General features: G+C 63.3%; 24 protein-coding genes and 2 tRNA genes. 11 read left to right on the top strand and 15 right to left on the bottom strand.

Annotation, left to right across the window (positions count from 1 at the left end; translation table 11 throughout):
* Positions 1–134 precede the first annotated feature (134 nt).
* Positions 135–443, top strand: a complete 309-nt coding sequence (locus tag P3T43_RS14540) for a DUF4148 domain-containing protein (RefSeq protein WP_429281926.1) — start codon at positions 135–137, stop codon at positions 441–443.
* Between the two features lie 267 nt (positions 444–710).
* Here the strand turns inward: P3T43_RS14540 and P3T43_RS14535 are convergent.
* From P3T43_RS14535 to P3T43_RS14525, 3 genes are all read right to left on the bottom strand, one after another.
* Positions 711–787 (bottom strand) — tRNA-Pro (locus tag P3T43_RS14535).
* Between the two features lie 87 nt (positions 788–874).
* Positions 875–1,984, bottom strand: a complete 1,110-nt coding sequence (locus P3T43_RS14530) for an S-adenosylmethionine:tRNA ribosyltransferase-isomerase (protein WP_429281741.1) — start codon at positions 1,982–1,984, stop codon at positions 875–877.
* Complete coding sequence (locus P3T43_RS14525; protein WP_429281740.1) at positions 1,981–2,727, bottom strand: SDR family oxidoreductase; 747 nt, start codon at positions 2,725–2,727, stop codon at positions 1,981–1,983. Before P3T43_RS14525 ends, P3T43_RS14530 begins: the two co-directional genes overlap by 4 nt.
* A gap of 123 nt (positions 2,728–2,850) precedes the next feature.
* Here P3T43_RS14525 and P3T43_RS14520 point away from each other — a divergent pair, with 123 nt between their 5' ends.
* Entirely contained in the window at positions 2,851–3,456 is a 606-nt protein-coding gene (locus P3T43_RS14520; protein ID WP_429281739.1) for a helix-turn-helix domain-containing protein, read from the top strand.
* A 211-nt stretch (positions 3,457–3,667) separates the two neighbouring features.
* Here P3T43_RS14520 and P3T43_RS14515 read toward each other — a convergent pair whose 3' ends face one another.
* Positions 3,668–3,841 carry a hypothetical protein gene (locus P3T43_RS14515; protein WP_429281738.1) on the bottom strand — a complete coding sequence of 58 codons (174 nt, stop codon included), beginning with the start codon at positions 3,839–3,841 and terminating at the stop codon, positions 3,668–3,670.
* A gap of 182 nt (positions 3,842–4,023) precedes the next feature.
* On the opposite strand from P3T43_RS14515, the gene P3T43_RS14510 reads away from it, so the two are divergent.
* On the top strand, positions 4,024–4,227 hold the full coding sequence (locus P3T43_RS14510; RefSeq protein ID WP_429281737.1) for a lipoprotein: 204 nt from the start codon (positions 4,024–4,026) through the stop codon (positions 4,225–4,227).
* A gap of 189 nt (positions 4,228–4,416) precedes the next feature.
* On the opposite strand, the gene P3T43_RS14505 is transcribed toward P3T43_RS14510, so the two are convergent.
* Positions 4,417–4,725, bottom strand: coding sequence for a DUF2288 domain-containing protein (locus P3T43_RS14505; RefSeq protein WP_429281736.1), 309 nt, complete (start codon positions 4,723–4,725; stop codon positions 4,417–4,419).
* 186 nt (positions 4,726–4,911) lie between these two features.
* On the opposite strand from P3T43_RS14505, the gene P3T43_RS14500 reads away from it, so the two are divergent.
* Complete coding sequence (locus P3T43_RS14500) at positions 4,912–5,622, top strand: pentapeptide repeat-containing protein (protein ID WP_429281735.1); 711 nt, start codon at positions 4,912–4,914, stop codon at positions 5,620–5,622.
* 710 nt (positions 5,623–6,332) lie between these two features.
* On the opposite strand, the gene P3T43_RS14495 is transcribed toward P3T43_RS14500, so the two are convergent.
* The 3 genes from P3T43_RS14495 to P3T43_RS14485 all read right to left on the bottom strand — a co-directional run bounded on the left by P3T43_RS14495 (position 6,333) and on the right by P3T43_RS14485 (position 8,619).
* Positions 6,333–6,659, bottom strand: coding sequence for a hypothetical protein (locus P3T43_RS14495; protein WP_429281734.1), 327 nt, complete (start codon positions 6,657–6,659; stop codon positions 6,333–6,335).
* A 119-nt stretch (positions 6,660–6,778) separates the two neighbouring features.
* Complete coding sequence (locus tag P3T43_RS14490) at positions 6,779–7,507, bottom strand: peptidoglycan DD-metalloendopeptidase family protein (RefSeq protein WP_429281733.1); 729 nt, start codon at positions 7,505–7,507, stop codon at positions 6,779–6,781.
* Between the two features lie 173 nt (positions 7,508–7,680).
* On the bottom strand, positions 7,681–8,619 hold the full coding sequence (locus P3T43_RS14485) for an aldose epimerase (RefSeq protein WP_429281732.1): 939 nt from the start codon (positions 8,617–8,619) through the stop codon (positions 7,681–7,683).
* Positions 8,620–9,212: 593 nt separating this feature from the next.
* On the opposite strand from P3T43_RS14485, the gene P3T43_RS14480 reads away from it, so the two are divergent.
* A complete protein-coding gene (locus P3T43_RS14480) occupies positions 9,213–10,043 on the top strand; it encodes an undecaprenyl-diphosphate phosphatase (RefSeq protein WP_429281731.1) in 831 nt (276 codons plus the stop codon).
* A 254-nt stretch (positions 10,044–10,297) separates the two neighbouring features.
* A tRNA-Arg gene (locus P3T43_RS14475) sits at positions 10,298–10,374 on the top strand.
* Positions 10,375–10,460: 86 nt separating this feature from the next.
* Here the strand turns inward: P3T43_RS14475 and P3T43_RS14470 are convergent.
* The 4 genes from P3T43_RS14470 to P3T43_RS14455 form a co-directional block, all read right to left on the bottom strand.
* Complete coding sequence (locus P3T43_RS14470; protein WP_429281730.1) at positions 10,461–10,970, bottom strand: YgjP-like metallopeptidase domain-containing protein; 510 nt, start codon at positions 10,968–10,970, stop codon at positions 10,461–10,463.
* Positions 10,971–11,139: 169 nt separating this feature from the next.
* A complete protein-coding gene (locus P3T43_RS14465) occupies positions 11,140–13,134 on the bottom strand; it encodes an AI-2E family transporter (RefSeq protein WP_429281729.1) in 1,995 nt (664 codons plus the stop codon).
* Between the two features lie 141 nt (positions 13,135–13,275).
* A complete protein-coding gene (locus P3T43_RS14460; RefSeq protein ID WP_429281925.1) occupies positions 13,276–13,899 on the bottom strand; it encodes a glutathione S-transferase family protein in 624 nt (207 codons plus the stop codon).
* Positions 13,900–14,035: 136 nt separating this feature from the next.
* Entirely contained in the window at positions 14,036–14,266 is a 231-nt protein-coding gene (locus P3T43_RS14455) for a hypothetical protein (protein ID WP_429281728.1), read from the bottom strand.
* Between the two features lie 208 nt (positions 14,267–14,474).
* Between P3T43_RS14455 and P3T43_RS14450 the strand changes: the two genes are divergently transcribed.
* Complete coding sequence (locus P3T43_RS14450; protein ID WP_429281924.1) at positions 14,475–14,864, top strand: RT0821/Lpp0805 family surface protein; 390 nt, start codon at positions 14,475–14,477, stop codon at positions 14,862–14,864.
* A complete protein-coding gene (locus P3T43_RS14445; RefSeq protein ID WP_429281923.1) occupies positions 14,861–15,310 on the top strand; it encodes an NUDIX hydrolase in 450 nt (149 codons plus the stop codon). Before P3T43_RS14450 ends, P3T43_RS14445 begins: the two co-directional genes overlap by 4 nt.
* A 42-nt stretch (positions 15,311–15,352) precedes the next feature.
* On the opposite strand, the gene P3T43_RS14440 is transcribed toward P3T43_RS14445, so the two are convergent.
* Together P3T43_RS14440 and P3T43_RS14435 are read right to left on the bottom strand one after the other, a co-directional pair.
* Positions 15,353–16,237, bottom strand: a complete 885-nt coding sequence (locus tag P3T43_RS14440) for a transporter substrate-binding domain-containing protein (RefSeq protein ID WP_429281922.1) — start codon at positions 16,235–16,237, stop codon at positions 15,353–15,355.
* 178 nt (positions 16,238–16,415) lie between these two features.
* The gene (locus P3T43_RS14435; protein WP_429281727.1) at positions 16,416–18,125 is read right to left on the bottom strand and encodes a glutamine--tRNA ligase/YqeY domain fusion protein; all 1,710 of its coding nucleotides are present in this window, start codon (positions 18,123–18,125) and stop codon (positions 16,416–16,418) included.
* Between the two features lie 296 nt (positions 18,126–18,421).
* On the opposite strand from P3T43_RS14435, the gene ggt reads away from it, so the two are divergent.
* Both ggt and P3T43_RS14425 read left to right on the top strand, forming a co-directional pair.
* Positions 18,422–20,134, top strand: a complete 1,713-nt coding sequence (ggt, locus tag P3T43_RS14430; RefSeq protein ID WP_429281921.1) for a gamma-glutamyltransferase — start codon at positions 18,422–18,424, stop codon at positions 20,132–20,134.
* Positions 20,135–20,171: 37 nt separating this feature from the next.
* Positions 20,172–20,750, top strand: coding sequence for an RBBP9/YdeN family alpha/beta hydrolase (locus P3T43_RS14425; RefSeq protein ID WP_429281726.1), 579 nt, complete (start codon positions 20,172–20,174; stop codon positions 20,748–20,750).
* A 138-nt stretch (positions 20,751–20,888) separates the two neighbouring features.
* Here P3T43_RS14425 and P3T43_RS14420 read toward each other — a convergent pair whose 3' ends face one another.
* Positions 20,889–22,109: a CaiB/BaiF CoA transferase family protein gene (locus P3T43_RS14420; protein WP_429281725.1), complete on the bottom strand. Its 1,221-nt coding sequence runs from the start codon at positions 22,107–22,109 to the stop codon at positions 20,889–20,891.
* Between the two features lie 345 nt (positions 22,110–22,454).
* On the opposite strand from P3T43_RS14420, the gene alaS reads away from it, so the two are divergent.
* Positions 22,455–25,079 carry an alanine--tRNA ligase gene (gene alaS / locus P3T43_RS14415; RefSeq protein WP_429281724.1) on the top strand — a complete coding sequence of 875 codons (2,625 nt, stop codon included), beginning with the start codon at positions 22,455–22,457 and terminating at the stop codon, positions 25,077–25,079.
* The last annotated feature ends 225 nt before the right edge of the window (positions 25,080–25,304 follow it).

Genomic DNA, 25,304 nt, shown 5'->3' with positions numbered 1-25,304 from the left:
TGTGAGGTTTCCCAGAAAAGTGATTTCAAAACTTAGGTATTTACCCTAGGTCTTCATCTTCCTACACTGACATCAGTGGCTGCACACGAACACGTTTGCAGCGCCGTCCAAAACAATCGCTGGAGGTCGTTATCATGAACTCACTTGTCAAGGCTGTTGCTATTGCTGTTGTTCTTTCCGCCCCGATCGCTTCGTTCGCCCAGTCGAACCAGCCCGTAACGCGCGCCGAAGTGCGCAGCCAACTGGCTCAACTCGAACAGGCCGGCTATCGCCCGAGTGGTGATCATGCCAGCTACCCTGATCAGATTCAGGCCGCTGAAGCGCGTGTTTCTGCTCAGAATGGCTCGACGAGCGGTGTCGGTGGTGTCGTGAGCGGGTCATCGGCATCGGGTGCTCCGGCCGCGGCATTCACCGGCTCGCGTTCGATTTACGCCGGTCATTGACCCAGTCAGATGGGCGAGGCGCTAGTGACTTATCCAGTTGCTGGCATCGCCCGCTGAGCGCGCAGTATCCTCTGCGCGACCTCGCTTTCTGAATCGTCCCGCTATCGCCGTGTCAGGCAATAGCGGGACGATTGTCTTTTGGGACGCGGCGTTTCGCGATGGTTAGTGTTGGCGTGGGGCGGACTGCGATTGGAGCAGGCCGAAGCCAAAAGGTAAAAGACAAAAGAAAAAGGGTTACACGCCGAAACGTGTAACCCTTTGATTCCGTGGTCGGAGCGATAGGATTCGAACCTACGACCCTCTGATCCCAAATCAGATGCGCTACCAGGCTGCGCTACGCTCCGACGAATCAAAGATCATATCTTGTCAGACCTATGGTCGTCAATCTCCAAATGAGAAAAATCTAAAATCCCTGCTTGCCCGCCGCGCGTTCAGCACGTGAAATCTTGCTCGCGCTCGCGTGCATCGTTCGAATGTCTCGGCCCATCTTGCAGTGTGCAGGCGCGTCGCTCGATCCACACCGAATCGCCAAATTCATGCGTGCGATAGCGATGCGATTCGAGTTCCTCGCTTGCCTTCGTCAACGTCACGGTATCGGTGAACGCGCGCAACAAGCTGTAGTGGCTCGTATCCGGCTCGTGCGTGCCGGACACGAGCGCATCGACGACGCGCAACTTCGTCTGCGGTCCGATCCGCTGCGTCGCGACGCCTTCGCCCGCGCGCACGATACCGTCGCTGCTAGCCGCATGCTCCAGCGCCCGCACCACGGTCGTGCCGATTGCCACGACACGCCCGTGCCGTGCGCGGGTCGTCGCGATCAGCGCAACAGTGGCCGCGGAAATCCGGTAGGGCTCGTCGAAGGGCAGGCGGCGATCGAGTGCCGCATCGCCGGTGGATGACAACCCTGCTGCATGTGTCAGCGTCGCAAACGGGACGCCGCGTGCATGCAGCTTCTCGACGGTATGCCAGTCGAGTACGAAACTCGCCGACGGTGGTTCGAACGCCACCGGCTGCGCTGCGATCGGCGTCCAGACGTCCCACAGGGCGAGCGGGTCGGGCACATGCGAGTACTGAACAGGCTTGCCCTGTTCGGCCAAGGCGCGCCAGATGTGGACCGCGTCGCCGTCGAACTGCAGTTCGACCAGACGCGGATGATCCAGCATGCGCACGATGCTGGCGGTGAGAATCCCGAGCGTCAGATGGTCGCCCGGTGCGAGGGCCGGGGGAGCGAGACGCGCTTCGGTCGGCGTGTGGAAGTCGCCCGCACCGAACACCACCGCGGTAAAGCGTTGGACGTCGTGGGGAGCAAGCGACGCACGTCCCGCGAGGCGGATCTCAATGGGCGCGCCGCTGCCGCAATGGATGCCGCGCAGGCTGGCCGGCAGGGTTGCCGCGTCGTTCGCGATGACGCAGTCGCCCGCTCGCAGCAAATCCGTGAACACGCTACGCGGACGATGCGCGATGTGTCCACGCGGATCGATCACCAGCAGCCGGGCGTCGTGTGGGCGTTGAAGCGGCAAGGTGGCAGCGCGCATTGTCATGCTGGGCCTCCCTCGGTGACGAGGGTCTCGTCGACGGATTGCCGCAGCGCCTGCAAGGCCGCTTCGATGGCATCGGCGAATTCGCGGGCTGCGTCGGCCGGGTGCTTCAGATGCGCGGGGTCGTCGCCGGGCGCGGCGAGTGCGTGAAGCGGCGTGTCCATGTCCCCGGGATCGAGCGACAGCACGCGCACGCGCTGCGTGGTCAACTCCTTGTCCCAGATGCAGCTCAGATGCCGCAGCGCGGCCTTGCTGGCGCCGTACGCGCCCCACGTCGGATACGGTTCGACGGCCGCGTCGCTCGAGACGTTCAGCACGACTGCGCCGCCGCGTTCGCGGGCCGCGGCGGCGAGAGACCCGAGCAAGGCGCGCGTGAGGCGAAAAGGTCCGAGCAGGTTGGTCGCGAGCGCTGTCTCGAAGTCCTCGCATTCGGTGTCGCCAAGCAGTGCAAGCGGCACAGGTCCGAGCGCCGAGGCATTGTTCACCAGCACGTCGACGCCGCCGAGCAGACCGTTGATCTGCGTCGCGAGCGGATAGATGTCCTGCTTGTCGGCGATATCGCCAACGATACCCACCACCCGTGAACGTGCCGCCGCCACCTCCGCTACGCGCTGCTGATGACGTGCCACGAAGGCGACGCTCGCCCCGCGCGCCAGCAGTTCGTCCAGCAAGGCGAGACCGAGTCCCGAAGTGCCGCCTGTGAGCGCGACGCGGATGCCATGCAGACTCTTGTGAGGGGTTTTCATGCGGGTTCTCCGGTTCAGGGCGAGACGATCGCTTTACCTGGGCTGTCTCGATGGCCCGATAATAGGAACCCCACGCCGCACGGCCGAGTGCGATGTCCAACTCCTTGTCAGAAAGTCGATACGATGGACGAGACCGCTTACGAACTCGCTCGTGAGACCGCACCAGACACGGCACACGCGGCCCAGCATCTGGCGCGCAATCTGGTGGCGTTACGGCATGCCCGCGCGCTGACGCAGGAGGGACTCGCCAAGGCGTCGGGCGTGCCGCGCTCGACGGTCGCGAATCTGGAATCGGGCGAGGGCAATCCTTCGCTCGCGGTGCTGATGAAAGTAGCGGGCGCACTCGCCGCCCCGCTCGACGAGTTGCTCGCCTCGCCGCGCGCCAAGGTGCGCAAATGGTCTGTCGACGACATCTCCGCGCAAAATCGCGGCAATGGCCTGACGATCCGCCCGCTGGTTCCGGAGCCAATGCCGGACGGCATTCTCGAAACCATGGCCTTCGCGCCGGGCGCCTACATGCGCGGTACGCCGCATCTGCCCGGCACGCGCGAATATTTCACCTGCATTGGAGGAAGAGTCGCGATTTTCGTGGCGGGCGAACGGCATGGACTCGATACGGGCGATGTCCTCGCTTTTCCGGGCCATGTGCCGCATTCGTATCGCAATGAGGATACGCAAAACGAGGCGTTGGGCGTGTCGATCGTGGTGCTGGCGAAGGCCGGCGTGTAAGCGCGGCGCATCCGCTGCAGCCGCCTGGACGCGGATTGCAGCGATTCAGCTCAATGGAAGGGGGGATTTGCACGCCCGGAATCCAAGGCGTGCTTGCCGCAAGCAGCAACGCTGCTCCATGCTGCGCAGGTTCAGCTGCCTCGCAGCGGAGAGCAATGACCGGAGGGTCGTTGCAAGGCGCGCGGCGCAGGTGCCGCGATGCTATCCGGGTTTAATGCCTGCGCCTTATCCGGTTGAGCACGTGATGCTCGGACAACCAGTGGTGCATCATCCCTTCACCGTTGTGTTCATGCCGGTAGGCGCGCGATTCGAAGATCGACAAACCTATCAGCACGAGCAGGCCAATGCCGAGCCCGATGAAACCCGCGATCGATTCAGTGTCCATGGCAGCCTCCTTCGACGTTTGCAGCCATGGGTACATAGTAGGTCAGACTTCGCGAAACGGGGTGTGCGGAACGCATGACGCGGCGGCACGGGAAGCGCCGCTGCGGTGCTGCGGGCTTTGCAGGTAGACTCTTGGCGCGTCTGCGTTCGCGTATGCGTTGTTACGTACCATTTTGAGAGTCTATGAATCGCGTCCTTCTGATTGTCCTTGCTGCGGCGGCCCTCGCGGGTTGCTCGAACGATCCCGCCACCGGCCACCATGCGCCCCCAAAAGACCCGCCTGACTATCACGGCGTGCCGACCGACGACCGTCCGCCGTCCATGCTGGATACACCCGACACATCGGTTATGCCGCAACCTGCGTCGAAGCAAGCTGCGCCGCAGTGACCTGTGGGCGATGGGGGAGTGGCGAAGCGCCGGCGCGGGCACGCCGGCACTTCTGACCCGCGCAGACTGTTCGCGCGGAGAGCACGGGCTGACTCCATTCTAGGATGCGCGGCCCGCGCGATATGTATGCGCTTGTTTCAACCCGTAACTGAAATCCGCAGCGCTTGCCGGCCTAGCTCAGGGGCTCGCTCAGCCGCGTTCCTGCACGCAGACCCAGGGCGATACGACCACCGCCCAGAGATCTGGATCGCGTGCGGCGAAATCTGCGGCAGTTTCGGCCTGAATCCGTTCGACCAGGCCGGATGAGAGCCACTGGGTGACCTGCGTTGTATCGTCGCTGGCGATGGCTTCGGCGACGCTCACCAGATCGAGATCGCGTGCGACATGCAGCAGAATTCCGCGGGCGAAGAAGCGCTCGAGCTCCGGCCAGCCGATCTGCGCGGTTTCCGCAAGCAGCGAGAGGTAGAGCGGACTGTGGGCGGCTTCGTTCGAGGTCATCGGAATAGAGGGGTTGCTGATCGGCGGGCGTTACTATAAACCATCGGAGCAGGTCCGCTGCGGCTGCGGCCGGTTCCGGCATGCCTGGCATTTTGCGCCTGATTGGCGCTCGCTTTCTATTATTCCATCGGACTGTCACGGTCCACGGCTCCGGTTCACCCCGGTTCGAACAGGATCAGCTTTTTCATGTCGCTCAATTCCACGACGCCGGCCAGCGGCGTTCACACCGTCGCCGAGGCGACGCTCGCACGCGAAGACGTGCAGCAGTTGCTCGGCGCCCACCAGCAGCCGTTACGTTTCGAAGACTGCGATTTCGAGGGCGCGGATCTGTCGCGGCTCGATCTGCGCGGTGCCGAGTTTCATCGTTGCACGATCGTCGAAACTTCGTTTTTCGGCGCAGCATTGACGCAAAGCCGCTGGCTGCGCTGCCGCGCAAGGCAGGCGGATTTCGCTTCTGCGGACCTCGTCGACGCAGTGTTTCAATCCAGTGACCTCAACAATACGAACTGGCGTCGCGCCAAGCTTGCCTCGGTGAGCTACAACGGCTGCAAGCTGACCGGCGCGAACTTCGAGGATTGCGGTGCGCTGGGTTTGAGCTTTGTCGAAACATTGCTGATCGGCGCGTATCTGCGAGGCTTGTCGTTTCGCAAAGCCACGCTGCAGGAACTCGATTTCTCCGATGCCGATCTGGCCGGTACCGATTTCCGCGAGGCGATCTTCGAAGGCGGCAGCCTCAAGGATGCCAATCTCAAGGGCGCGCGCTTCGATGGCGCCGACCTGCGCCTCGTCGATCTGAGCGGCGTGCGTCTGGTCGACGCGGGGCTATTCAAGGGCGCAACGATCTCGCATCAGCAGGCCGCTGTGCTGGTGACCGAACTGGGGTTGCGTGTGCTCTGATCCCGTGATTCCGGGCAAGGCAAATGACACCTTGCTGCCGGTGTCATTCGTCTGAGCCCGCCGTGTCAGGTCATGCCGTTTTCGAATGTGCGGAACCGATCATTCAACGTTTTTATTGTGAAATAGCTAACAGATAAAATGCTCCGCACGGCGCGAATGAATATAAAGATATGATGAAAGCATGGCGCGGCAGTGAAGCGGTTTTGTGATTAACTATGCGGAAGAGTGCGCTTTCGCACCAAGTTTCGCGAATCACAATAATCACCGGAAATGTGTATTAAGATTTGACAGTTATCAGCGGCTTCTGTCGAAATTGCCGTGCTGCACCATTGTCATATAAGGCAGGCGTAGTAACGATTTGAGCGTATTTGAGCGGCACCTTCTGCCGTCTGCGAACAGTCACTGGTTTGCTTCATTTAACGCGATTTATTCGGGTTATTTCCCTATTTTAGGTTCACGAATTGCGTATTCCGTGCGCAGACTCACATTATTCCGGTAATTAACCGATTGCGCGGGTCTGGGTGCGTTGATAGATTCCGTACTGGCGCATGGTGAACCGGTCCTTTGCCGATATGCGCCGAACCCCCGTTAGCCCGGCCCTCGAGCCGGGCTTTTTTTCTTGATTATGAATATTGCATTTGATGCGGATAATTCCGCGTTAATTCACATTAAACGCGAAGTTACATCTGGCTTACGTCTTGCCTTCCGCGCTATTGCTTGCAGCGAACGACCATTGAGCGGTTTTTCACGTTAGCGCCGAAAATGCCGCCTACTGTCCCGCCGGAAGTGGCGCCATTGTCGACGTCTTTCGAGATCACGTCGTAGCCGTACGAACCGCACACTTCGCCCGCGCGTTTGTAGCATTCGGCCCAGCTTTCGCTGGCATCGCTGCCGCTGCAATTGATGGCAAAGCCGGTGTCGCCACTCGGCAGGTAGGTCATTTTGGTGGAACTGGCGCAGCCGCCGAGGCTCGCGAGCGTCAGCGCGGCGCAGCTTGCCACCACGGCAACGGCCGTTGCGGTCCAGCCAGATTTCATGGGAGGCTCCTTACAGATTGGGGGCGGACCCGGCGGCTCGCCAAGTCCGATATCAGATGGAGCATGCGCGGACGCCGAGGTTCCCGTGCGATGCAGTCGTCAACCCAGCGCAGTCGCAATTAGCGTGCCGGTAGCGCGCGGGATGGATCGATCGAGCGGCCTTCATAGCGCAATTCGAAATGGAGCATCACGCGATCCGAGTCAGTGTCGCCCATCTCGGCGATTTTCTCGCCTTGCGTAACGCTCTGGCCTTCTTTCACGAGCAGCACGCGGTTATGCGCATACGCGGTCAGATAGTCCGCATTGTGCTTGAGGATCAGCAGGTTACCGTAGCCGCGCAAGCCATTGCCGGCGTACACGACCGTGCCGCCGGCCGCCGCGACGACAGGCGTGCCCGCACTGGCGGCAATATCGATACCTTTCGAGTTCGAACCGTCGAAGCGCCGGATCACCGTGCCGTTGACCGGCCAGATCAGCGGAATCGAGCTGGCCGGCGCGGCGGACGGCGACACATCATCCTGGGCGCCGCGCGGGGCCGGTGAAGCGGAGGCGCTGCCGCGGCTGCCGCTACGGGCGCTACCGCCTGCCGTGGCGGCCGTCACCGGCGCGGAACCGCCCGGCGGCGCGACGCGCAGCACCTGGCCGACCTCGATGCCGTCCGGATTCGACAGATTGTTCCAGCGCACGATGCTCTGCACCGACTGCCGGTTGTTGCGGGCGATCTTCGACACGGTATCGCCGCGCTCGACGCGATAAAACCCCGGACCGACTGGCGCAGACCCGCATGCGGCGAGCATGCCGAGCAACGACACGCACGCGAGCCGTTTCATTCTTCTTGTTCCCAACATTGGACCTCGCAGAGCGCTGCCGCGCGCCGATCCCAACCACGCGACAGAAGGGCAAAAACGTTGGATTCTAACGGTTTTGCAGCGCAGCACGCGAAACGGGAGGGCGCCGGGCAGGCGCTGCGGCGGGCGCGTCAAGACCGTGCCGCGGTGCGCGGACGGTCTTGTGTGACGAATCAGCGCAGGGCGCCGACGCTGATGCGCAGTGCCGCTGTCTCCGTCTGGCCCGGTTCGAGCCAGCGCAGGCCGAGGCCGTTGTGGATTGCGTCGGGCAGGCCGAGCCACGGCTCGATGCAGTAGAAGTCCGAATCGGCCGCTTCGGTCCACGTGGTGACCGCGTACCACGTTAACGAGCCGGGTCGTTGCAGGTCGAGAGTGATCGTGCGATTCAGACCGGGTGCCACGAGCCGGACCGGTTGGTCGGGCACGCCCTCGAGACAGTGGAAACGATCGAGAATGCGAGCTTCGTCGAGCGTGTAGCGCGGCTCGCCGGTTTCGGGAGCGCTGATCGAGCCGTCGGGCTGTTGATAGCGGCGCTGGGTACGCGGCAACTCCAGCACCGTCTCGCTGCGCTGTGCGTGCGGCAGCGAAAAGTAGAAATGATGGCCGGCGTAGTAGGGCAGTGCGGCGGTGCCGGTGTTGACGGTCGTCAGTTCGACGTCGAGCGTGTGAGCGTCGGCGAGCCGGTACAGCGCTTCGAAGCGGAACCCGAACGGATAGCCGGCGTGGGTGGCGTCGCTGTCCGTGAGGGTCATGCGCAAGGTGGCGCTTGCATCGGCGCCGGCGCCCGCCGTCGTTGCGGCGGGTTCGACCGTGGCCACGAACGGCAGATCGCGCGCGAAGCCGTGCATGGGCAAATCGCGCACCGTGCCGGAGGCATCGCGCCAGCGGCCGATCTGACCGTCGACGCGATGGCGCCCGAGAAACGGAAACAGCAGCGGATTGCCGCCGCGGATTCTCGCGGGCTGGCTCCAGTCGGCCACGTCGGGCCAGTGAATCACCTGCTGGCCGTCGATATGCCACGACAGTAGCCGGCCGCCGGCTTGCGGCGCGACGCGCAGCAGCGAAGCGCCTTGCGCGATCTCAATGATGTCCTGATGCTGGAATTGGGCCATGTTGGGCGGTCTGGTTGGAAGCGGTGTGGAAGCAGTGGGAGCGATGGACGATGCGCCGAGCCCCAATAGGGCGGCACGAGGTGGATTTTGCGCCGCTTTGGCCTACGGGGAAACCCTTTCGGGCAATTACGGGTTCGCGCCATGGGTCCGCGTAACGATAATCCGTCTGGCCGCCCGGTCGTTCCAGACGTCGGGCCTGACCTGCTTCTGGAGGCGTCATGGATCTTGCAATGGCAATGGGCGTCGCGCTGTTCGGCACGTTTGCCGTCAGCACGGTGTACTTTTTCTACCTGCTCGGACGTTAAGCGTCCCTCTTTCCTTTCCTTTCGATACTCGCCGCGCCGCTATTCTGCGACGCGGTTTCTCCCTGTCGGTCACTTCCACCGGTTTGCCGCCCCTGGGCGCAGCAGAGGGCTTGCCGCGGCGTAACAACCGTTTCGAGTTGTGGCGCAATGCATCAAAATTTCTTGAAACGCGGTTCAAATGCTTGGCGGTGCCATAGCGGCCAGGCATAATCGGTGCGCTTCCAGGCGTCGGTTCCAACAGGCCGGCGTGCTGCTCCTTGATTTTTCACTCACTAAAAGGACCGCCGCGTGAGCTTGTCGTTTCTGATTTTTCTGAGCGTGCTGCAGGGCGTCACCGAATTATTCCCCGTGAGCAGTCTCGGTCATACGCTGCTCGTGCCCGCGCTGTTCGGCATGCATATCGACGAGCATGCGCCGCAGTTGCTGCCGTTCCTCGTCGCGCTGCATCTGGGCACGGCGCTCGCGCTCCTGTGGTACTTCCGCAAGCGCTGGGTCGCGCTGATCGGCGGCTTCTTCGCCTCGCTTGGCGGGCGCCGCAACGACGACGGCCACATGATGTGGGCGTTAATCATCGGCACGATTCCGGCCGGTCTGGTGGGCCTCGTGCTCGAAAAGCGACTTGAGCTGCTGTTCCACGATCTGCGCATCGTGGCGATTGCGCTGATCGTCAATGGGGTGCTGTTGTGGTTCGGCGACCGTCTGCAGCGCTCGCGCTCCCATTACGGGCCGGAAAAGCTGACGTTTCGCCAGGCGTTCTTTGTCGGACTGGCGCAAATCGGCGCACTGATTCCGGGCTTTTCGCGCAGCGGTTTGACCATGATCGCCGGCAACGCGGCCGGTCTGAGCGCGGAGAAGGCGGCGGAGTTTTCGTTCCTGCTCGGCACGCCGATCATTTTTGCGGCCGGCATCCTCGAATTGCCGAAGCTGTTTCATGCGCCGGGTCAGCTTGGCGACGCGCTGCTCGGCGGCGTGCTGACGGCGATTGCCGCGTATCTCAGCGTGCGCTTCCTGATGCGTTACTTTGAAGGGCGCGGGCGACTGGCGAGCTTCGGCGTGTACTGCGTGATCGCCGGTATCGTGTGTCTCGGCTGGTTCATGCTGCACGCGCAGCCGGCTTGAGCGGGCCGTGACGATACGGCCGGCAGGTGTGCTGCAGTCGGGCTGGCTGCGGTGATCTGCCTGGCCGGTTCGGTTATAATCCGGCGCCTGGATGGCCGCCGAGCCTCGTTGAGTGGCGCATTACCTGCTGTCACGAGGCAATGGCAATCGCGAGCGGGCAGCCCCGCAGCGGTCATGTCGACCTAGATCGCTTATTGATCGGCCGAGGCGTTTCTTGCCCGGTCGGTTAAGATTTCGGTATCACTTCCTTTGTTCCGCCCTTAGCTCAGACGGATAGAGCAACGGCCTTCTAAGCCGTAGGTCACACGTTCGAATCGTGTAGGGCGGGCCACCCACTCCGCGCCGCAGACTGAACGGCTGCGAACTCCGGTCGTGCACGGCGTCGATCGACGCTGCCGTTCGGGCGCTTCCCCAAGCTCAAGCTTCCCGCACCTTCGGCGTCAGCTCGCGATGCGTCAGGTAAAGCCGCAAGTCGAACTCGGTCTGGTGGTAGCCGGGCTGCATGAACTCGCAAAGCCGGTAGAACGCCTTGTTGTGATCGCTTTCCTTCAGATGCGCGAGCTCGTGCACGACGATCATCTGCAGAAATTCGGGCGCGCCCTCCTTGAACAGCGAGGCGATGCGGATCTCCTTCTTCGTTTTCAGCTTGCCGCCCTGCACCCGCGAGATGGTCGTGTGGAGGCCCAAGGCATGTCGCAGCACGTCGAGCTTGCTGTCGTAAATGACCTTGTCGATGGCGGGGGCGCTGCGCAGGAACTTCCGTTTGAGATCGGCGACGTACGCATAGAGCGCGCGATCGGTTTGCACGCTATGGCTGCGCGGATATTTGTCGGCCAGATAGGCGCCCAGTTGCTCCTCGGCGATCAGCCGGCGAACCTTGTCCTGTAGCGCGGCGGGATACGCGCTGAGGTATTTCAGATGCTGCATGGCAGGGTTGCGGATTCAGTGGACGTGCAAAGCGTATTGTACCGGCGCCAGTCTGGTGGCTGTTCAGCGGCTGTTTGGCGGCGACTTTGGCGGCTATTCGGCTGTTGTTCGGCGGCGTCCGCGCAACGCTCACGCCGTACCGGGGCGGCAAAACGGCGTGAGGGACCGCTCACGCGGATCCTTGCGCCACCCCTTGAACGTGCTCCTGCCGCGACGGTTCGGGACGCGAAGTCACGAAGGTAGCCGCCAGACACTCTTCCACCAGGTCACGAAACGTCGTGGCGTTGCGCACGTTGCCCGCTGTCGCCTCATCCATCACGCCTTCCGACTGGCCGCCGAAGCCGACGATCACCGTCGTCGGGTTGGGTTGATTGCGGATTCGTCTGAGCAGGTTGCGCAAATACGGCGGCGACTCGGCGGCATCCAGCGAGACCACGCAGAGGATCGTCGCATTGCCGGCTTCTCGCGCTTCGCTGCGCGTGCTGCGGAATTGCTCGTAGGTCGTCGCGACAGTCGTGATGTTTTGCCGGCCCAGCAACTGCACGGCAATCGCCGCGGCGACCTCGTCGAAAGCGCCGCGTCCGGAGATGCACAGCACCGTGGTGGCGCTCGCGGCGTGCGGCTGCGTGTCCGCGTTCGCGTCAGTGCTTGCGTCAGTGCTTGCGTCCGTGCTTGCGTCGCCGCCGTCGTAATGCGGCTCGGTGCGACCGTCGGTACGCGCGGCTTCGGCGGCCTCTGGCGTCGCGATCCCGTCCGGCAGACCTTCCACCGTTTCGAGGTTTTCGATGATATCGACCACCGACTCGTTGAAGCGCAGTAGTTGCTCGGAGGTCAGCACACCGCGCAGCGCGTCGTTGCGTGCGAGTCGCAAGCCTTCGAGCGCCACCTGATCGTAGTAATCGACCACCGAGATTTCACCGAGCAGCCGGTCCGCCTGCACGATGGCTTCATGTGGATCGTCGGCCAGCAACCGTTGATAGAACGTCTGCGCGGGCGTGAGGGCCGGCTGGTCGCCGAGCAGGATGGTGAGGAAGTTGAGCCGGTCCGCATAGCGGCCGAGCGTGACGAGGCACAGCGTCAGCGGAGTCGACAGCACGAGCCCGACCGGGCCCCACAGCCAGCTCCAGAAAATGGCGGCCACCACGACGGCAAGCGGGGAGAGGCCCGAGCGGCGGCCGTACAGGTACGGCTCGGCCACCTGGCCGGCCACCAGATCGACGACCACGAACAGGACCAGCGTCCACACGGCCATGGTCCATTGCGGCTGAATGGCAGCGCCAAGGCAGGTTGCGAGCAACGCGGCAATCCAGATGCCGATGTACGGCACGAAGCGCAACAACGCGGCGACGACACCAAATAGCAGGGCGCCCGGCACGCCGATGCCGGCGAGGCCGACGGCGATCACCGCGCCCACGCTGAGGTTTAGACCCAGTTGCGCGACGAAGTAGCGGCTCAGACGGCTGGCGGCGTCGTTGATGGCCGTGGTGGTGCGGTGCAGATCGCGGGAGCCGAACAGGCTGATCAGGCGGTCGCGCAGATCCTCACGTTGCAGCAGGATAAAAATGGTCACCACCAGCACGATAAAGGTCGTCTCGAGCGGTGCGACGACCGGCGAAAACGCCCGTTGCGCCAGTTGCATCGGCGTAAGCGCCGGTTCATGCACCTCGACGGGCATGGGTGCCGGCGGGGCGTTGCGGCTCGCTTTGCCGAAACTGCGCGGCGCCGCCGGGCGCGACGGCGCGACCCGCTGCAGCGTCAGCGCGGCCCGGCCGAGCAGGACATCGGCACGGCCGACGGTCTTTTCCTGCACGGTCTCGATCTTACGTTCGATGGCGACCTGATATTGCGGCAGATCGGCCGCCAGCTGGACGATTTGCGCCGTGATGAGCGCGCCCGCGCCCAGCACGATGGCGAGCGCAAAGAACACCGCAATGAAGATCGACGGCAACTGCCCCATGCGCAGGCGCCGCAGCGCCGCCACCAGCGGCGCGAGCAGAAAGCTGAGCAACACCGACAGCGTGATCGGGATCAGCACGGCGCGGCCGAAATAGAGCCCGCACACCACGACGACACCGGTAATCACCGACGCGAGGCCGTGCATGCTGGGCGACCCGGGTGGATACACGCGGTTGGGCCGTCCGTGAGGCGGCAACGAAAGTTTCATTTTGGCGACAATCTGGTTGGCAGGACGCGTTCAGGCTCCTCAGCACCTCGAGGATACAATCGCAGAGCATAGCAATTCACGAGCCCAGCGCGCAGTTTCTGGCGCCCGACGAGGCAGCGTCCCGGGCACGGCGCGATGTCTTTATGGCGTGCCGTTCCGGCAATGGGCAAGAAAGCCTGGCCGATCCACCAGCCGCTCGAAATACTCGGCAACTGCGGGAAAGTGCGGATGGGCGAGCGGTGTACTGAACCAGCGGTTGAGCGAGAGGCCGATCGGGATATCCGCAAGCGAGAAATCGCGTCCTGCGATAAACGCCCCGGTTGCTTCGAGCTGTTTGTCCAGAATTGCAATATGCCTCGCCCAATTGACGGAGGACAGGCGGATCGATTCGGCATCCTGATGATCCGGCAACTTTCTGACGAGCGCGAGGAAAGCGTAGCTCCACGCGCGGTTCAGTTCGGAGGCTTGCCAGTCAATCCACTGATCGACGCGCGCTCGCGCTTGAGGATCGGCAGGATAAAGCCGCGCGCCGTCGTAGCGGGACGCCAGATAGCGAATGATCGAATTGGATTCCCACAGCACGAAGTCGCCGTCCTTGATAACGGGCACCATGGCATTGGGGTTGAGCGCGAGAAAGTCGGGGGTATTCGTGGGTCTGAAGCCGGATCCCCAGTCTTCCTGTTCAAACGGCAGTTGCAGCTCCGCGCAGGTCCAAAGCACCTTGCGGACGTTGATCGACGTGATTTTCCCAAGTAGTTGCAGCATGCGCAGTCCAGTGAGTGGCGGCATGCGTGATTCTAGGGGAGACGTGCAACAGCGGAAAGATACAGTTCGGGAACGGAGAGGCGGTGCAGCGAGCCGCCTGGGTGGGATCCAGCGTGCTGCCAGGTTGCTTCGGCAATCAGCCGCTGATCAGCAGATAGCAACCGCCGATCAGCAGCACAAACGAGGCGAGCAGAGTGACGGTACCCGCACGAGTGAAGAGGCTCGGCCAATTTGGGCGCGGTAGCGCCTCGAGGCTGATGATGCTCGGTACCGGCGCCGGGTCGCGCCGCACGAAGAAAGGCACGAGCGCGATGCAAAAGAGCGCAAGCATGAACGAGAAGAATTTGAGAGCGAACGAGAATTCCATGGGAGCGGCTGACAGTAAGGCGCGCAAAGGATTTGCGCTGACCGTCAATCTTATGAATCCCTGCCGGCCATGAATATGAGACGAGTCTGAAAACCCCCTTAAGGTGACGCGCCGGCCCACTCGCACACGGGCGTCATGCTATTCTTTTCAGGCCCAGATCACGAACGGCTTCGTGACCGACCGGACGATCTCTCGAGGAGAATATTCAATGTCGACGCGAACCCGTGTCCTGTTCCAAGTCACCCTAGGCGGATTGCTGCTGGCTGCAACGGTTGGCGCTGAGGCAGCGAACCTCGGCTTTCTCAGCGACACGCCTATCGCTTACATGAAAGAGCGCGACATTGCGTCGGTGAAGAAAGCGGTGTTCAGCGCGCTCGATTCCAAACAGGACGGCGAGGCCGCCACCTGGGTCAACGACGGCACGGGCAACAGCGTGCACATCGACGCAACCATCACCCCGCTTAGCACCGCGAAGGACGGCGATCGTACCTGTCGCGACACGACCGTGGTGTTGAACGCCAAAGGGCAGTCAATGACATTGCGCCCGCAATTCTGCCGCGCAGGCAGCGGCGTGTGGCAACTTCAGAAGAAGAATTGAGCGCGCGCGTCGTCTCCTGCGGTGTGGTGCTGCTCGATCCGCACGGCCGCGTGTTGCTCGCGCACGCCACTGAGACGTCGCATTGGGATATTCCGAAAGGACATGGCGAGGAGGGCGAGGCGCCGCACGTCACGGCGCTGCGCGAGATGGTCGAGGAGACCGGCATCGTGATCGCGGCCGAGCGTCTCAAGGACCTCGGCCTGTTCGTCTACCGGCGTGACAAGGACCTGCATCTGTTCGCCGCACGTGCGCATGACGACGAGCTGGATCTGAAGGATTGCGTCTGCACGTCGATGTTTCCGCGTCGCTCGGACGGCACGCTGATTCCCGAAATGGATGGGTATCGCTGGGTCGCGCCGGAGGAGGTCGAACGCTATGCGAGTCGCAGTCTGACGCGGCTGTTCCAGACCACGTTGTCGCTAGCTGAACTGCATCGCAACATGTGAGTGCGGGCGCGGCGGGAAGCCGGGCGAAGGCGTGACGTGCACTCAGTCGAGCGCGCGATCGTTCGGATGGGCGAACAACGCGCGCATCGCCGCCGACAGCGGGAAATTGAGATTGATCCCGTGAGGCGGAATGGGTTGCGTAAACCATACGCCGTAGAGACGCTCCGCGTCGCCGGACGTCTGCATCCGCTCAATCACGCCATTCACCAGCTCGCGCATCGGCGCATCGCCTTTGCGGAACATGCAGGCGTAGACCTCGTAGCCGAGCGGTGTCCCCGTGATCAGGAAGTCGTCCGGGTGCGGATCGGTGGCCTTGAAGCCGTAGATGATCGGCTCGTCCATCACGAAGGCCACCGCGCGATCGTCCTTGAGCGCGGCAAATGCGTCTGAGTGATCGCGCACGCTGGTAATGCGCATGTTGAGATGCTTGTCCACATTCAGCTCACGCAGCAGCCGCTCATCGGATGTGCCTGCTGTGGTCACCACGGCCTTGCCGGCCAAATCCGGAAAATCGCTGATACCGCTGGTGCGGCGTACGATCATTCGTACCGCGTACTGGAAGAAGCTGTCGGAGAACGCCGCTTCGCTTTCGCGTTCATGGGTATGGGTAGTCGAGCCGCATTCCAGATCGATCTGGCTGTTCTGCAGCATCGGGATGCGATTCGACGACGTCACGGCAACTTCGCGTACCTTGAGTTCCGGCAGGCCGAGCGTCTTCCTGAGTTGGTCGACGATCGCGAGGGCGATCGTTTGCGAATAGCCCACCGTGGAGTGGCCGTCGAAATAAGAGAACGGAATGGAGGCTTCGCGCACGCCGATGAGTACGATCCCGTCGTCGTGGACTTTCTTGAGTGTGCCGGTCAGTTCCTGCGCGTGGGCGGAGCATGCTAGCCATGCCGTAGCCAGCGCGACCAGCGCGGAGCGCATGCGTGACGGACGGCGGGCTGCAAACATCATCGTTTCTCCCGGAGCGGTGCGCACACCGTCACTCTGACTGGGCCGTTGTGCGACGCACGGACCAGGCCTCTTGGAAATCGCGGACCCTCAAGCGGTCCGGCCAAAGCGCGGTACGGCTGGCCTCAGCCGCACCGCCGGCAGATCCAGCTTACGCTGGCTTGCCCCAACTGTCGCGCAAAGTGACGATGCGATTGAATACGGGCTTGCCCGGCCTGGAATCGACGCGATCGGCGACGAAGTAACCATGCCGTTCGAACTGATAGCGTTGCTCCGGCAGCGCGTCGCGTGCGCCCGGTTCAAGATAGGCTTGCACCACGCGCTTCGAATCCGGATTGAGGGCCTCGAGATAATCGCGGCCGCCTGCGTCGGGCTGCGGTTCCTTGAACAGACGGTCGTAGATCCGCACTTCGGCCGGCACGGCACCCACGGCGCTGACCCAATGGATGTTGCCCTTGACCTTGTAGTTGTTCGCGCCTTCGGTGCCAGACCTGCTGTCCGGGAAGTAGTTGCAGTGGACGGCGGTCACGTTACCGTTCTCGTCCTTATCCGCACCAATGCATTCGATGACGTAGCCATAGCGCAGACGCACCTTGTTGCCCGGGAACAGACGGAAGTAACCTTTGGGCGGCGTCTCGGTGAAGTCGTCGCGTTCGATCCACAGTTCGCGCGAGATCGGGAAAAGGCGCGTGCCGTGCTCCGGATGATGCGGATGTACCGGCGCGTTGCACTCCTCCGTGACGCCTTCCGGGAAGTTGTCGATGATCAGCTTGACCGGATCGAGCACGGCGGCCGTGCGCGGCGCCTTGTCGTCGAGGTCGTCGCGCAGCGCGCCTTCGAACACGCTCATGTCGATCCACGAGTCGACCTTCGTCACGCCGATGCGCTCGCAGAACAGCCGGATCGCCTCCGGCGTAAAGCCACGACGACGCACGCCGACGATGGTGGGCATGCGCGGGTCGTCCCAGCCATCCACATGGCCTTCGGTGACGAGTTGCAGCAGCTTGCGCTTGCTGGTGATCGCGTACGTGAGATTCAGGCGCGAAAACTCGATTTGCTGCGGCAGCGGGCGGGTGAAGATGCCGGCGTCGGCCAGTTCGTTGAGGATCCAGTCGTACAGCGGCCGGTGGTCTTCGAATTCCAGCGTGCACAGCGAATGCGTGATGTTTTCCAGCGCGTCCGAAATGCAGTGCGTGTAGTCGTACATCGGATACACGCACCACGTGTCGCCAGTGCGATAGTGATGGGCAAAGCGGATTCGGTAGATAACCGGGTCGCGCATGTTGAAGTTCGGCGACGCCATGTCGATCTTCGCGCGCAGCACGTGCTCGCCTTCCTTGAACTCGCCGGCTTTCATGCGGCGGAACAGATCGAGGTTTTCCTCGGCCGAACGTTCGCGGAACGGCGAGGGCGTGCCCACTTCCGTCGCCGAGCCGCGATTGGCGCGCATTTCTTCGGCCGACTGGCTGTCGACATAAGCCTTGCCGCGCTGGATCAGCAGTTCGGCGAACTCGTACAGCTTGTCGTAGTAGTTGCTTGCGTAGTAAAGATGTTCGTTATGGTCCTTCTGCCATTCGAAGCCGAGCCATTTCACGGCGTCGATGATGGACTCGACGTATTCGACGCTTTCCTTTTCCGGGTTGGTGTCGTCGAAACGCAAATGGCAGATGCCGCCATAACTGTCCGCCACGCCGAAATTCAGGCAAATACTCTTCGCATGGCCAATGTGCAGATAGCCGTTCGGCTCGGGCGGGAAGCGTGTTTCCACGCGCTGGCCCCACTTCCCGGAGCGGTTGTCTTCGTCAATGATGTTGCGAATGAAATTGGATGCCGCTGGCGCGTCGTTGCGTTCGGTATTCATGCGAAAGGAGAAGGTCGGTCGAGGGCGCGTGGTGCGCTCACTTATCCGTCAATTCTACCTGACGACTCCCCTTCTGGCAGACCGAGTGCGGCGTCCAGCCAACGGTTGGCGGTTTTTCGGGCGCCGTTGCACGCTGTAACAGGACGTAAATCGCTTTGTTGACGCATGAGCGGCCCCCGTAGGATGCGACGGTCGCGGCGCCGTACTGACCGCCTGACCGCACCTGAAAACCCGTCTGAAAGGAATCCATCATGAGCAAGGCCATCCCCATCGCGCGAAAACTGAGCACGGCCGCCATGCTGTGCGCCGCTTGCGCTGCGGGACTCGTGACGGCCCAGACGGCGCTGGCGAAAACCTCCGCGCCGAAGCCGGTTCTGGATGGCTCGGCGGTGGCCGTGCCGGATCAGTACAGTGCCGATACGGCGCAGCAGATCTTTGCCGAAGGCGGCAATGCGGTGGACGCCGCGGTGGCGATTGCGTTTACGCTTGCCGTAACCCGTCCCGATGCAGGCAATCTCGGCGGCGGCGGTTTCATGACGCTGTACGTGGACGGCAAACCGTATTTCCTCGACTACCTCGAACGCGCGCCGCAGTCGGCGACTCGCGACATGTATGTCGACGACAAGGGCAAGGTCATTCCAGGCATGAGCGAGGTGGGCGCTCGCGCGGTGGGCGTGCCGGGCACGGTCGACGGCCTGTGGCAGGCGCAGCGACGCTTCGGCAAGCTGAAGTGGAAGCAGGTGCTCGCGCCCGCCATCCACTATGCAAGCGATGGCTTCAAGGTCGATGCGCAGTTGCAGAAGACGCGCGACGCCGCGGCGCCCGGCTTCGCCGGCAAGACCAGCTTCGGCGCGTACTTTTCGAACCTGAAGGCGGGCGTCAATTTCCAGCAGCCCGAGCTGGCGCAGACGCTGACACGTATCGCCGGCGATGGCGGACGCGAATTCTACGAAGGCCGCACGGCGGATCTGATTGCGAGCCAGATGTACGGCCATGGGCTGGTTACCCGACAGGACCTGCAACAATACAAGGCGGTGTGGCGTCAGCCGCTCTGCGCCGACTGGAACGGCTACCAGCTCGTCACGGCGCCACCGCCGAGTTCGGGGGGCGTCGGGCTGATCCAGATGCTCAAGATGAGGGCCGATCTGAAGCAGGCGTTCGGCGGCCTCGATCTGAATTCCGCGCCCTATATCCACCTGATCGCGCAAATCGAAGACCGCGTGTTCGCCGACCGCCAGCAATACCTCGACGACCCGGATGCGACGCCCGTGCCGGTCGACAAACTGACCGACGACAGCTATCTCGCGCAGCGTGCCGACGAAGTAAGTCCTGACGAGGCGCCGGGCGCAGCGCCGGTCAAAGCGGGCCTCGCTGACGCTGGCGCGGCGCCTGAAAAACCGCAGACGACCCACTTCTCGGTGGTCGACAAATGGGGCAACGCAGTCTCGAACACCTATACGCTGGACGGCTCGTTCGGTTCGGGCGTGGTGGTGGACGGCGGCGGTTTCCTGCTCAACGACGCGATGGACGACTTCGTCACCACGCCGCGTGCCGTGAATCCCGCCGGCGCCAGCGGCGTGAGCGGCACGGGCGGCGGTTCGGGCGATGAGCTGAACACGATTGCGCCGGGCCGGCGGCCGTTGTCGTCGATGACGCCGACGCTCCTGCTCAAGGACGGCAAGGTGGCGCTCGCGATCGGCACGCCGGGCGGTTCGCGCATCTTCACGACGATTTTCCAGGTGATGACGGATATGTACGATTTCGGCCTGTCGCCGGCCGACGCTTTGGCGGCGATGCGCTTCCATCATCAGTTGCTGCCGCAGAAGACAATCTACTGGGAGCCGTATCATCCGGTAACGGGCGAGCTTGCCGAGCAGCTGACGGCGCGGGGCTACACGCTGGAGGGGCAGTCGTTCAACGGCGACGTGCAGTTGATCCGGGTCGACGGCACGACGCCGCAACCGGCAGCCGATCCGCGCGGGGTGGGCGTAGGAAGCGTGTTTCAGTAAGCGGCGAGCGGCCATCACAGGGCGACGGGGAAACGCGATGATCGAGCAGAAGGTGTTGGTATTGCCGGGTTATATGAACTCGGGCGAGGGGCATTGGCAAACGCGCTGGGAAGCCTTGCATACGGACTTTGAACGCGTGCAGATGGCAGATTGGGCTCATCCGGAGCGCGACGCGTGGTGCCGCACGCTCGATGCGGCGGTGCGGGCGTCGGCGGGACCGATTGCTTTTGCAGCGCACAGCCTGGGGTGTCTGACGGTGGCGTTTTGGGCCGCTCAGTACGCCCGTGCCGAGAGTCTCGCGAAAGTGACGGGCGCGCTGCTGGTAGCGCTGCCCGATCCGGCCGGTGCAGCGTTTCCGCAGGATGCAGGCGGATTTACGCCCGTGCCGTTGGCCATGTTGCCATTTCCCAGCGTGGTGGTCGCCAGTACGGACGATCCGTATGGCGGCATCCCGTTTTCGCAGGAATGTGCTGCCGCGTGGGGTAGCCGCTGGCGGGAGATCGGCGCGCGCGGGCATATCAATGCCGACAGCGGGCTCGGCGATTGGGCCGAGGGCCAGCAGTGGCTGGCGTCGCTCACGCGGGGCACGGTGGGCGGCGGGGGGCGAACGGGTTGACGGACAGCGGTAGGCGGGCTGACGAGCGGGGACGAGCGGGTCGATAAGCGGGTCGCTGAGTGGGGGTAAGCGGACCGGAAAGCAGACCGAAGCGCGGCTCGAAGAGCCGGGCCGGGCGTGACCGCCCGGCGTCCCGCTTCAGATCACCGATTGCCCGCGCAACTGCGCAATCCGCTCGTCGTCGTATCCCAGCACGTCGCGCAGGACGCTGTCCGTGTGCTCGCCAAGGGTAGGCGGATGAGCGAGCGCCTGCGGCGGCGTCCCGCTCATGTTGATCGGATTGCGCACCAGCTTCACGGTGCCGCCTGACGGATGCGGCAGATCGACCTGCATGCCGCGCGCCACCACCTGCTCGTTCTCGAACACCTCCGCCAGATCGTTGATCGGGCCGCAGGGCACGCCGGCGGCTTCGAGCGCGGCAATCCATTGCTGCTTGCCAAGCGTGCGGACCATTTCCACAAGAATCGGCACCAGCGTGTCGCGATTGCGCACGCGCTCCGGATTGGTGGCGAAGCGCTCGTCGTCGGCGAGTTCGGGCCGCCCGCCGGCTTCGACGAATTTACGGAACTGCCCGTCGTTGCCCACCGCGACGATGATCCAGCCGTCACTCGTCTGGAAAGTCTGATACGGCACGATGTTGGGGTGCGCATTGCCCCAACGCACGGGCGGCCGGCCACTGGCGAGGAAGTTGGAGTTCATGTTCGCCAGCATCGCGACCTGTACGTCGAGCAGCGCCATGTCGATGTATTGGCCTTCGCCCGTGCGGTCGCGGTGGGTGAGGGCGGTGAGCACCGCGACCGTCGAATACATGCCGGTCATCAGGTCCGCGATCGCCACGCCGGCTTTTTGCGGACCGCCACCCGGTTGGCCGTCGCGCTCGCCGGTGATGCTCATGAAACCGCCGATGCCCTGCACGATGAAGTCGTAACCCGCCCGCTGCGCGTAGGGCCCGGTCTGGCCGAAGCCGGTCACCGAGCAATAGACGATGTCCGGCTTGACCTCTTTCAGCGATGCGTAGTCGAGCCCGTACTTCTTCAACTGGCCAACCTTGTAGTTCTCCAGCACCACGTCGCTGTGCGCGGCCAGTTCGCGCACGATGCGCTGCCCCTCGGGCGTGGCGATATCCACGGTCACCGAGCGCTTGTTGCGGTTCGCCGCGAGGTAGTAGGCCGCTTCGTGCGTGTCTGCGCCATCCGGCGTCTTCAGGTACGGAGGACCCCAATGGCGCGTGTCGTCGCCGACTTCCGGGCGTTCGACCTTGATGACGTCCGCGCCGAAGTCGGCGAGCGTCTGTGCGCACCACGGACCGGCGAGCACGCGGGTGAGATCCAGCACGCGGATATGACTGAGAGCGCCCATATGGTTTCGTTGTCTCCTGATTGGCCCGGCTGCGACGCCGGCACGCCACGCAGTGTGATCTGGCGATGATGCCTATACCGTCGCAGCGTCGATGTGCAGAATCTTAAGCGATTCCCGCGTGCCGGCCCATTCGGCCGGACGGCATAGGCGGAATGACATGCCGCCGAACGCCGCAGTTTCATCCTGCACCTGGCCAGATGGCCAATCCCGCCCGCCAGGTGCCGCGCACCGTCGCGGAAGGGCTCCGATCCCGTATAATCAGTCGTTTAAGCCCTATTCGGTTGGCGCAGCGCGGGTTCATCCCGCATGTCGCCAGATCCTGTCAGCACCGTCCCCCAGTACGCTATGAAAGCCGCCGAAATCCGCGACAAATTCCTCAAGTTCTTCGAATCGAAGGGCCACACGATCGTTCGCTCGTCGAGCCTCGTGCCCGGCAACGACCCCACGCTGCTCTTCACCAATTCGGGGATGGTGCAGTTCAAAGATGTGTTCCTCGGCACGGAGTCGCGTCCTTACTCGCGCGCCACGACCTCGCAGCGCAGCGTGCGTGCCGGCGGCAAGCACAACGATCTGGAGAACGTCGGCTACACGGCACGTCACCACACGTTCTTCGAGATGCTGGGCAATTTCTCGTTCGGCGACTACTTCAAGCGCGACGCGATTCACTACGCCTGGGAACTACTGACGGGCGTGTACCAGTTGCCGAAAGACAAGCTGTGGGTCACGGTCTATCACGAAGACGACGAGGCGCACGATATCTGGGCCAAGGAAGTCGGCGTGCCGGTCGAGCGCATCATCCGCATTGGCGACAACAAAGGCGCGCGCTACGCGTCGGACAACTTCTGGCAGATGGCCGACGTCGGCCCGTGCGGCCCGTGCTCGGAAATCTTCTACGACCATGGTCCGGAAGTGTGGGGCGGCCCGCCGGGATCGCCTGAGGAAGACGGCGACCGCTACATCGAGATCTGGAATCTCGTGTTCATGCAGTTCAGCCGCGACGCGCAGGGCAACATGACGCCGCTGCCCAAGCAGTGTGTCGACACCGGCATGGGCCTCGAGCGGATCGCAGCCGTGCTGCAGCACGTGCACAGCAACTACGAGATCGACCTGTTCCAGGCGCTGATCAATGCGGCTGGCCGTGAAACCGGCGTGGCCGATCTGACCAACAACTCGCTGAAGGTGATCGCCGACCACATCCGTGCGTGCTCGTTCCTGATCGTCGACGGCGTGATTCCGGGCAATGAAGGCCGCGGTTACGTGCTGCGCCGCATCGTGCGCCGGGCGATCCGTCACGGCTACAAGCTGGGCAAGAAGGGTTCGTTCTTCCATCGTCTGGTGTCCGACCTGGTCGCGCAGATGGGCGGGGCTTACCCGGAATTGAAGGAAGCCGAACAACGCGTGACCGACGTGCTGCGTCAGGAAGAAGAACGCTTTTTCGAGACCATCGAGCACGGCATGTCGATCCTCGAAGGCGCGCTGGCGGATCTCGACGCGAAAGGCGGCAAGACGCTCGACGGGGAACTGGCGTTCAAGCTGCACGACACCTATGGTTTCCCGCTGGATCTCACGGCGGACGTGTGCCGCGAACGCGAAGTGACGGTCGACGAAGCCGCTTTCGACGAAGCCATGGCGCGTCAGCGCGACCAGGCGCGCGCGGCCGGCAAGTTCAAGATGGCGCAAGGCCTCGAATATTCGGGCGCGAAGACCACGTTCCACGGCTACGAAGAAATCGTCTTCGACGACGCCAAGGTGATCGCCCTGTACGTGGATGGCGCGTCGGTCAAGGAAGTGACGCCGGGCCAGCAGGCAGTGGTGGTGCTGGATCACACGCCGTTCTACGCGGAATCCGGTGGCCAGGTTGGCGACGCGGGCCTGCTCGCCAATGCGAGCGTGCGTTTCGAGGTGGCAGACACGCTCAAGGTGCAAGCCGATGTAGTCGGCCATCACGGCACGCTCGGACAGGGCACGCTGAAAGTCGGCGACGTCGTGAAGGCGGAAATCGACGCCGTGCGTCGTGCCCGCACCGAGCGCAACCACTCGGTCACTCACCTGATGCACAAGGCGCTGCGTGAAGTCCTCGGCGGCCACGTGCAGCAGAAGGGCTCGCTCGTGGACCCGGACAAGACCCGTTTCGACTTCGCCCACAACGCGCCCATGACCGACGAGCAGATCCGTCAGGTCGAAGCCATTGTGAACGCGGAAGTGCTGGCGAACGCACCGGGCATCGTGCGCGTCATGCCGTTCGACGAAGCGGTGAAGGGCGGCGCAATGGCGCTGTTCGGCGAAAAGTACGGCGACGAAGTACGCGTACTGGACCTCGGCTTCTCGCGTGAGTTGTGCGGCGGTACGCACGTGCGCCGCACGGGCGATATCGGCTTGTTCAAGATCGTGATGGAAGGCGGCGTGGCGGCTGGTATCCGGCGGGTGGAAGCGATCACCGGCGACAACGCCGTGCGCTACGTGCAGGAGCTCGATTCGCGCATCAACGCGGCGGCTGCCGCGCTGAAGGCGCAACCGTCGGAGCTCACGCAGCGGATCGTGCAGGTGCAGGATCAGGTAAAAGCGCTGGAGAAGGAACTCGGCGCGCTCAAGTCGAAGATGGCTTCGAGCCAGGGCGACGAACTGGCCGGCCAGGCGATCGAAGTCGCGGGCGTTCACGTGCTGGCGGCTATGCTCGACGGTGCGGACGTGAAGACGTTGCGCGAAACCGTCGACAAGCTGAAGGACAAGCTGAAGAGCGCGGCCATCGTGCTGGCTTCGGTGGAAGGCGGCAAGGTCAGCCTGATCGCCGGTGTGACGCCGGACGCGAGCAAGAAGGTCAAGGCCGGCGAATTGGTCAACTTCGTGGCGCAGCAGGTGGGTGGTAAAGGCGGTGGCCGTCCCGACATGGCGCAGGCTGGCGGCACCGACCCGGCCAATCTGCCGGCGGCGCTGGCAGGCGTGAAGGGCTGGGTCGAAGCGCAGTTGTAAGCGCTGGAACCGCCCCGCTGCTGAAGCGAGGCGATGTATGCAAAAGAGCCGCGAGCGTAAAAACTCGCGGCTCTTTTTTTGGAGAATAGGCCGCAAGCAGCAGCGTAGGACCAGTGCGGGTGTGCCGCACCCGCACCCGCACCCGCACCCGCACCCGCACCCGCACCCGCACCCGCACCCGCACCCGCACCCGCACCCGCACCCGCACCCGCACCCGCACCCGCA

The organism is Paraburkholderia sp. GAS41 (assembly GCF_050436545.1).
In the GTDB taxonomy this organism is placed as follows: Bacteria; Pseudomonadota; Gammaproteobacteria; order Burkholderiales; family Burkholderiaceae; genus Paraburkholderia.
This window is presented reverse-complemented; position numbering and strand designations above follow the sequence as displayed.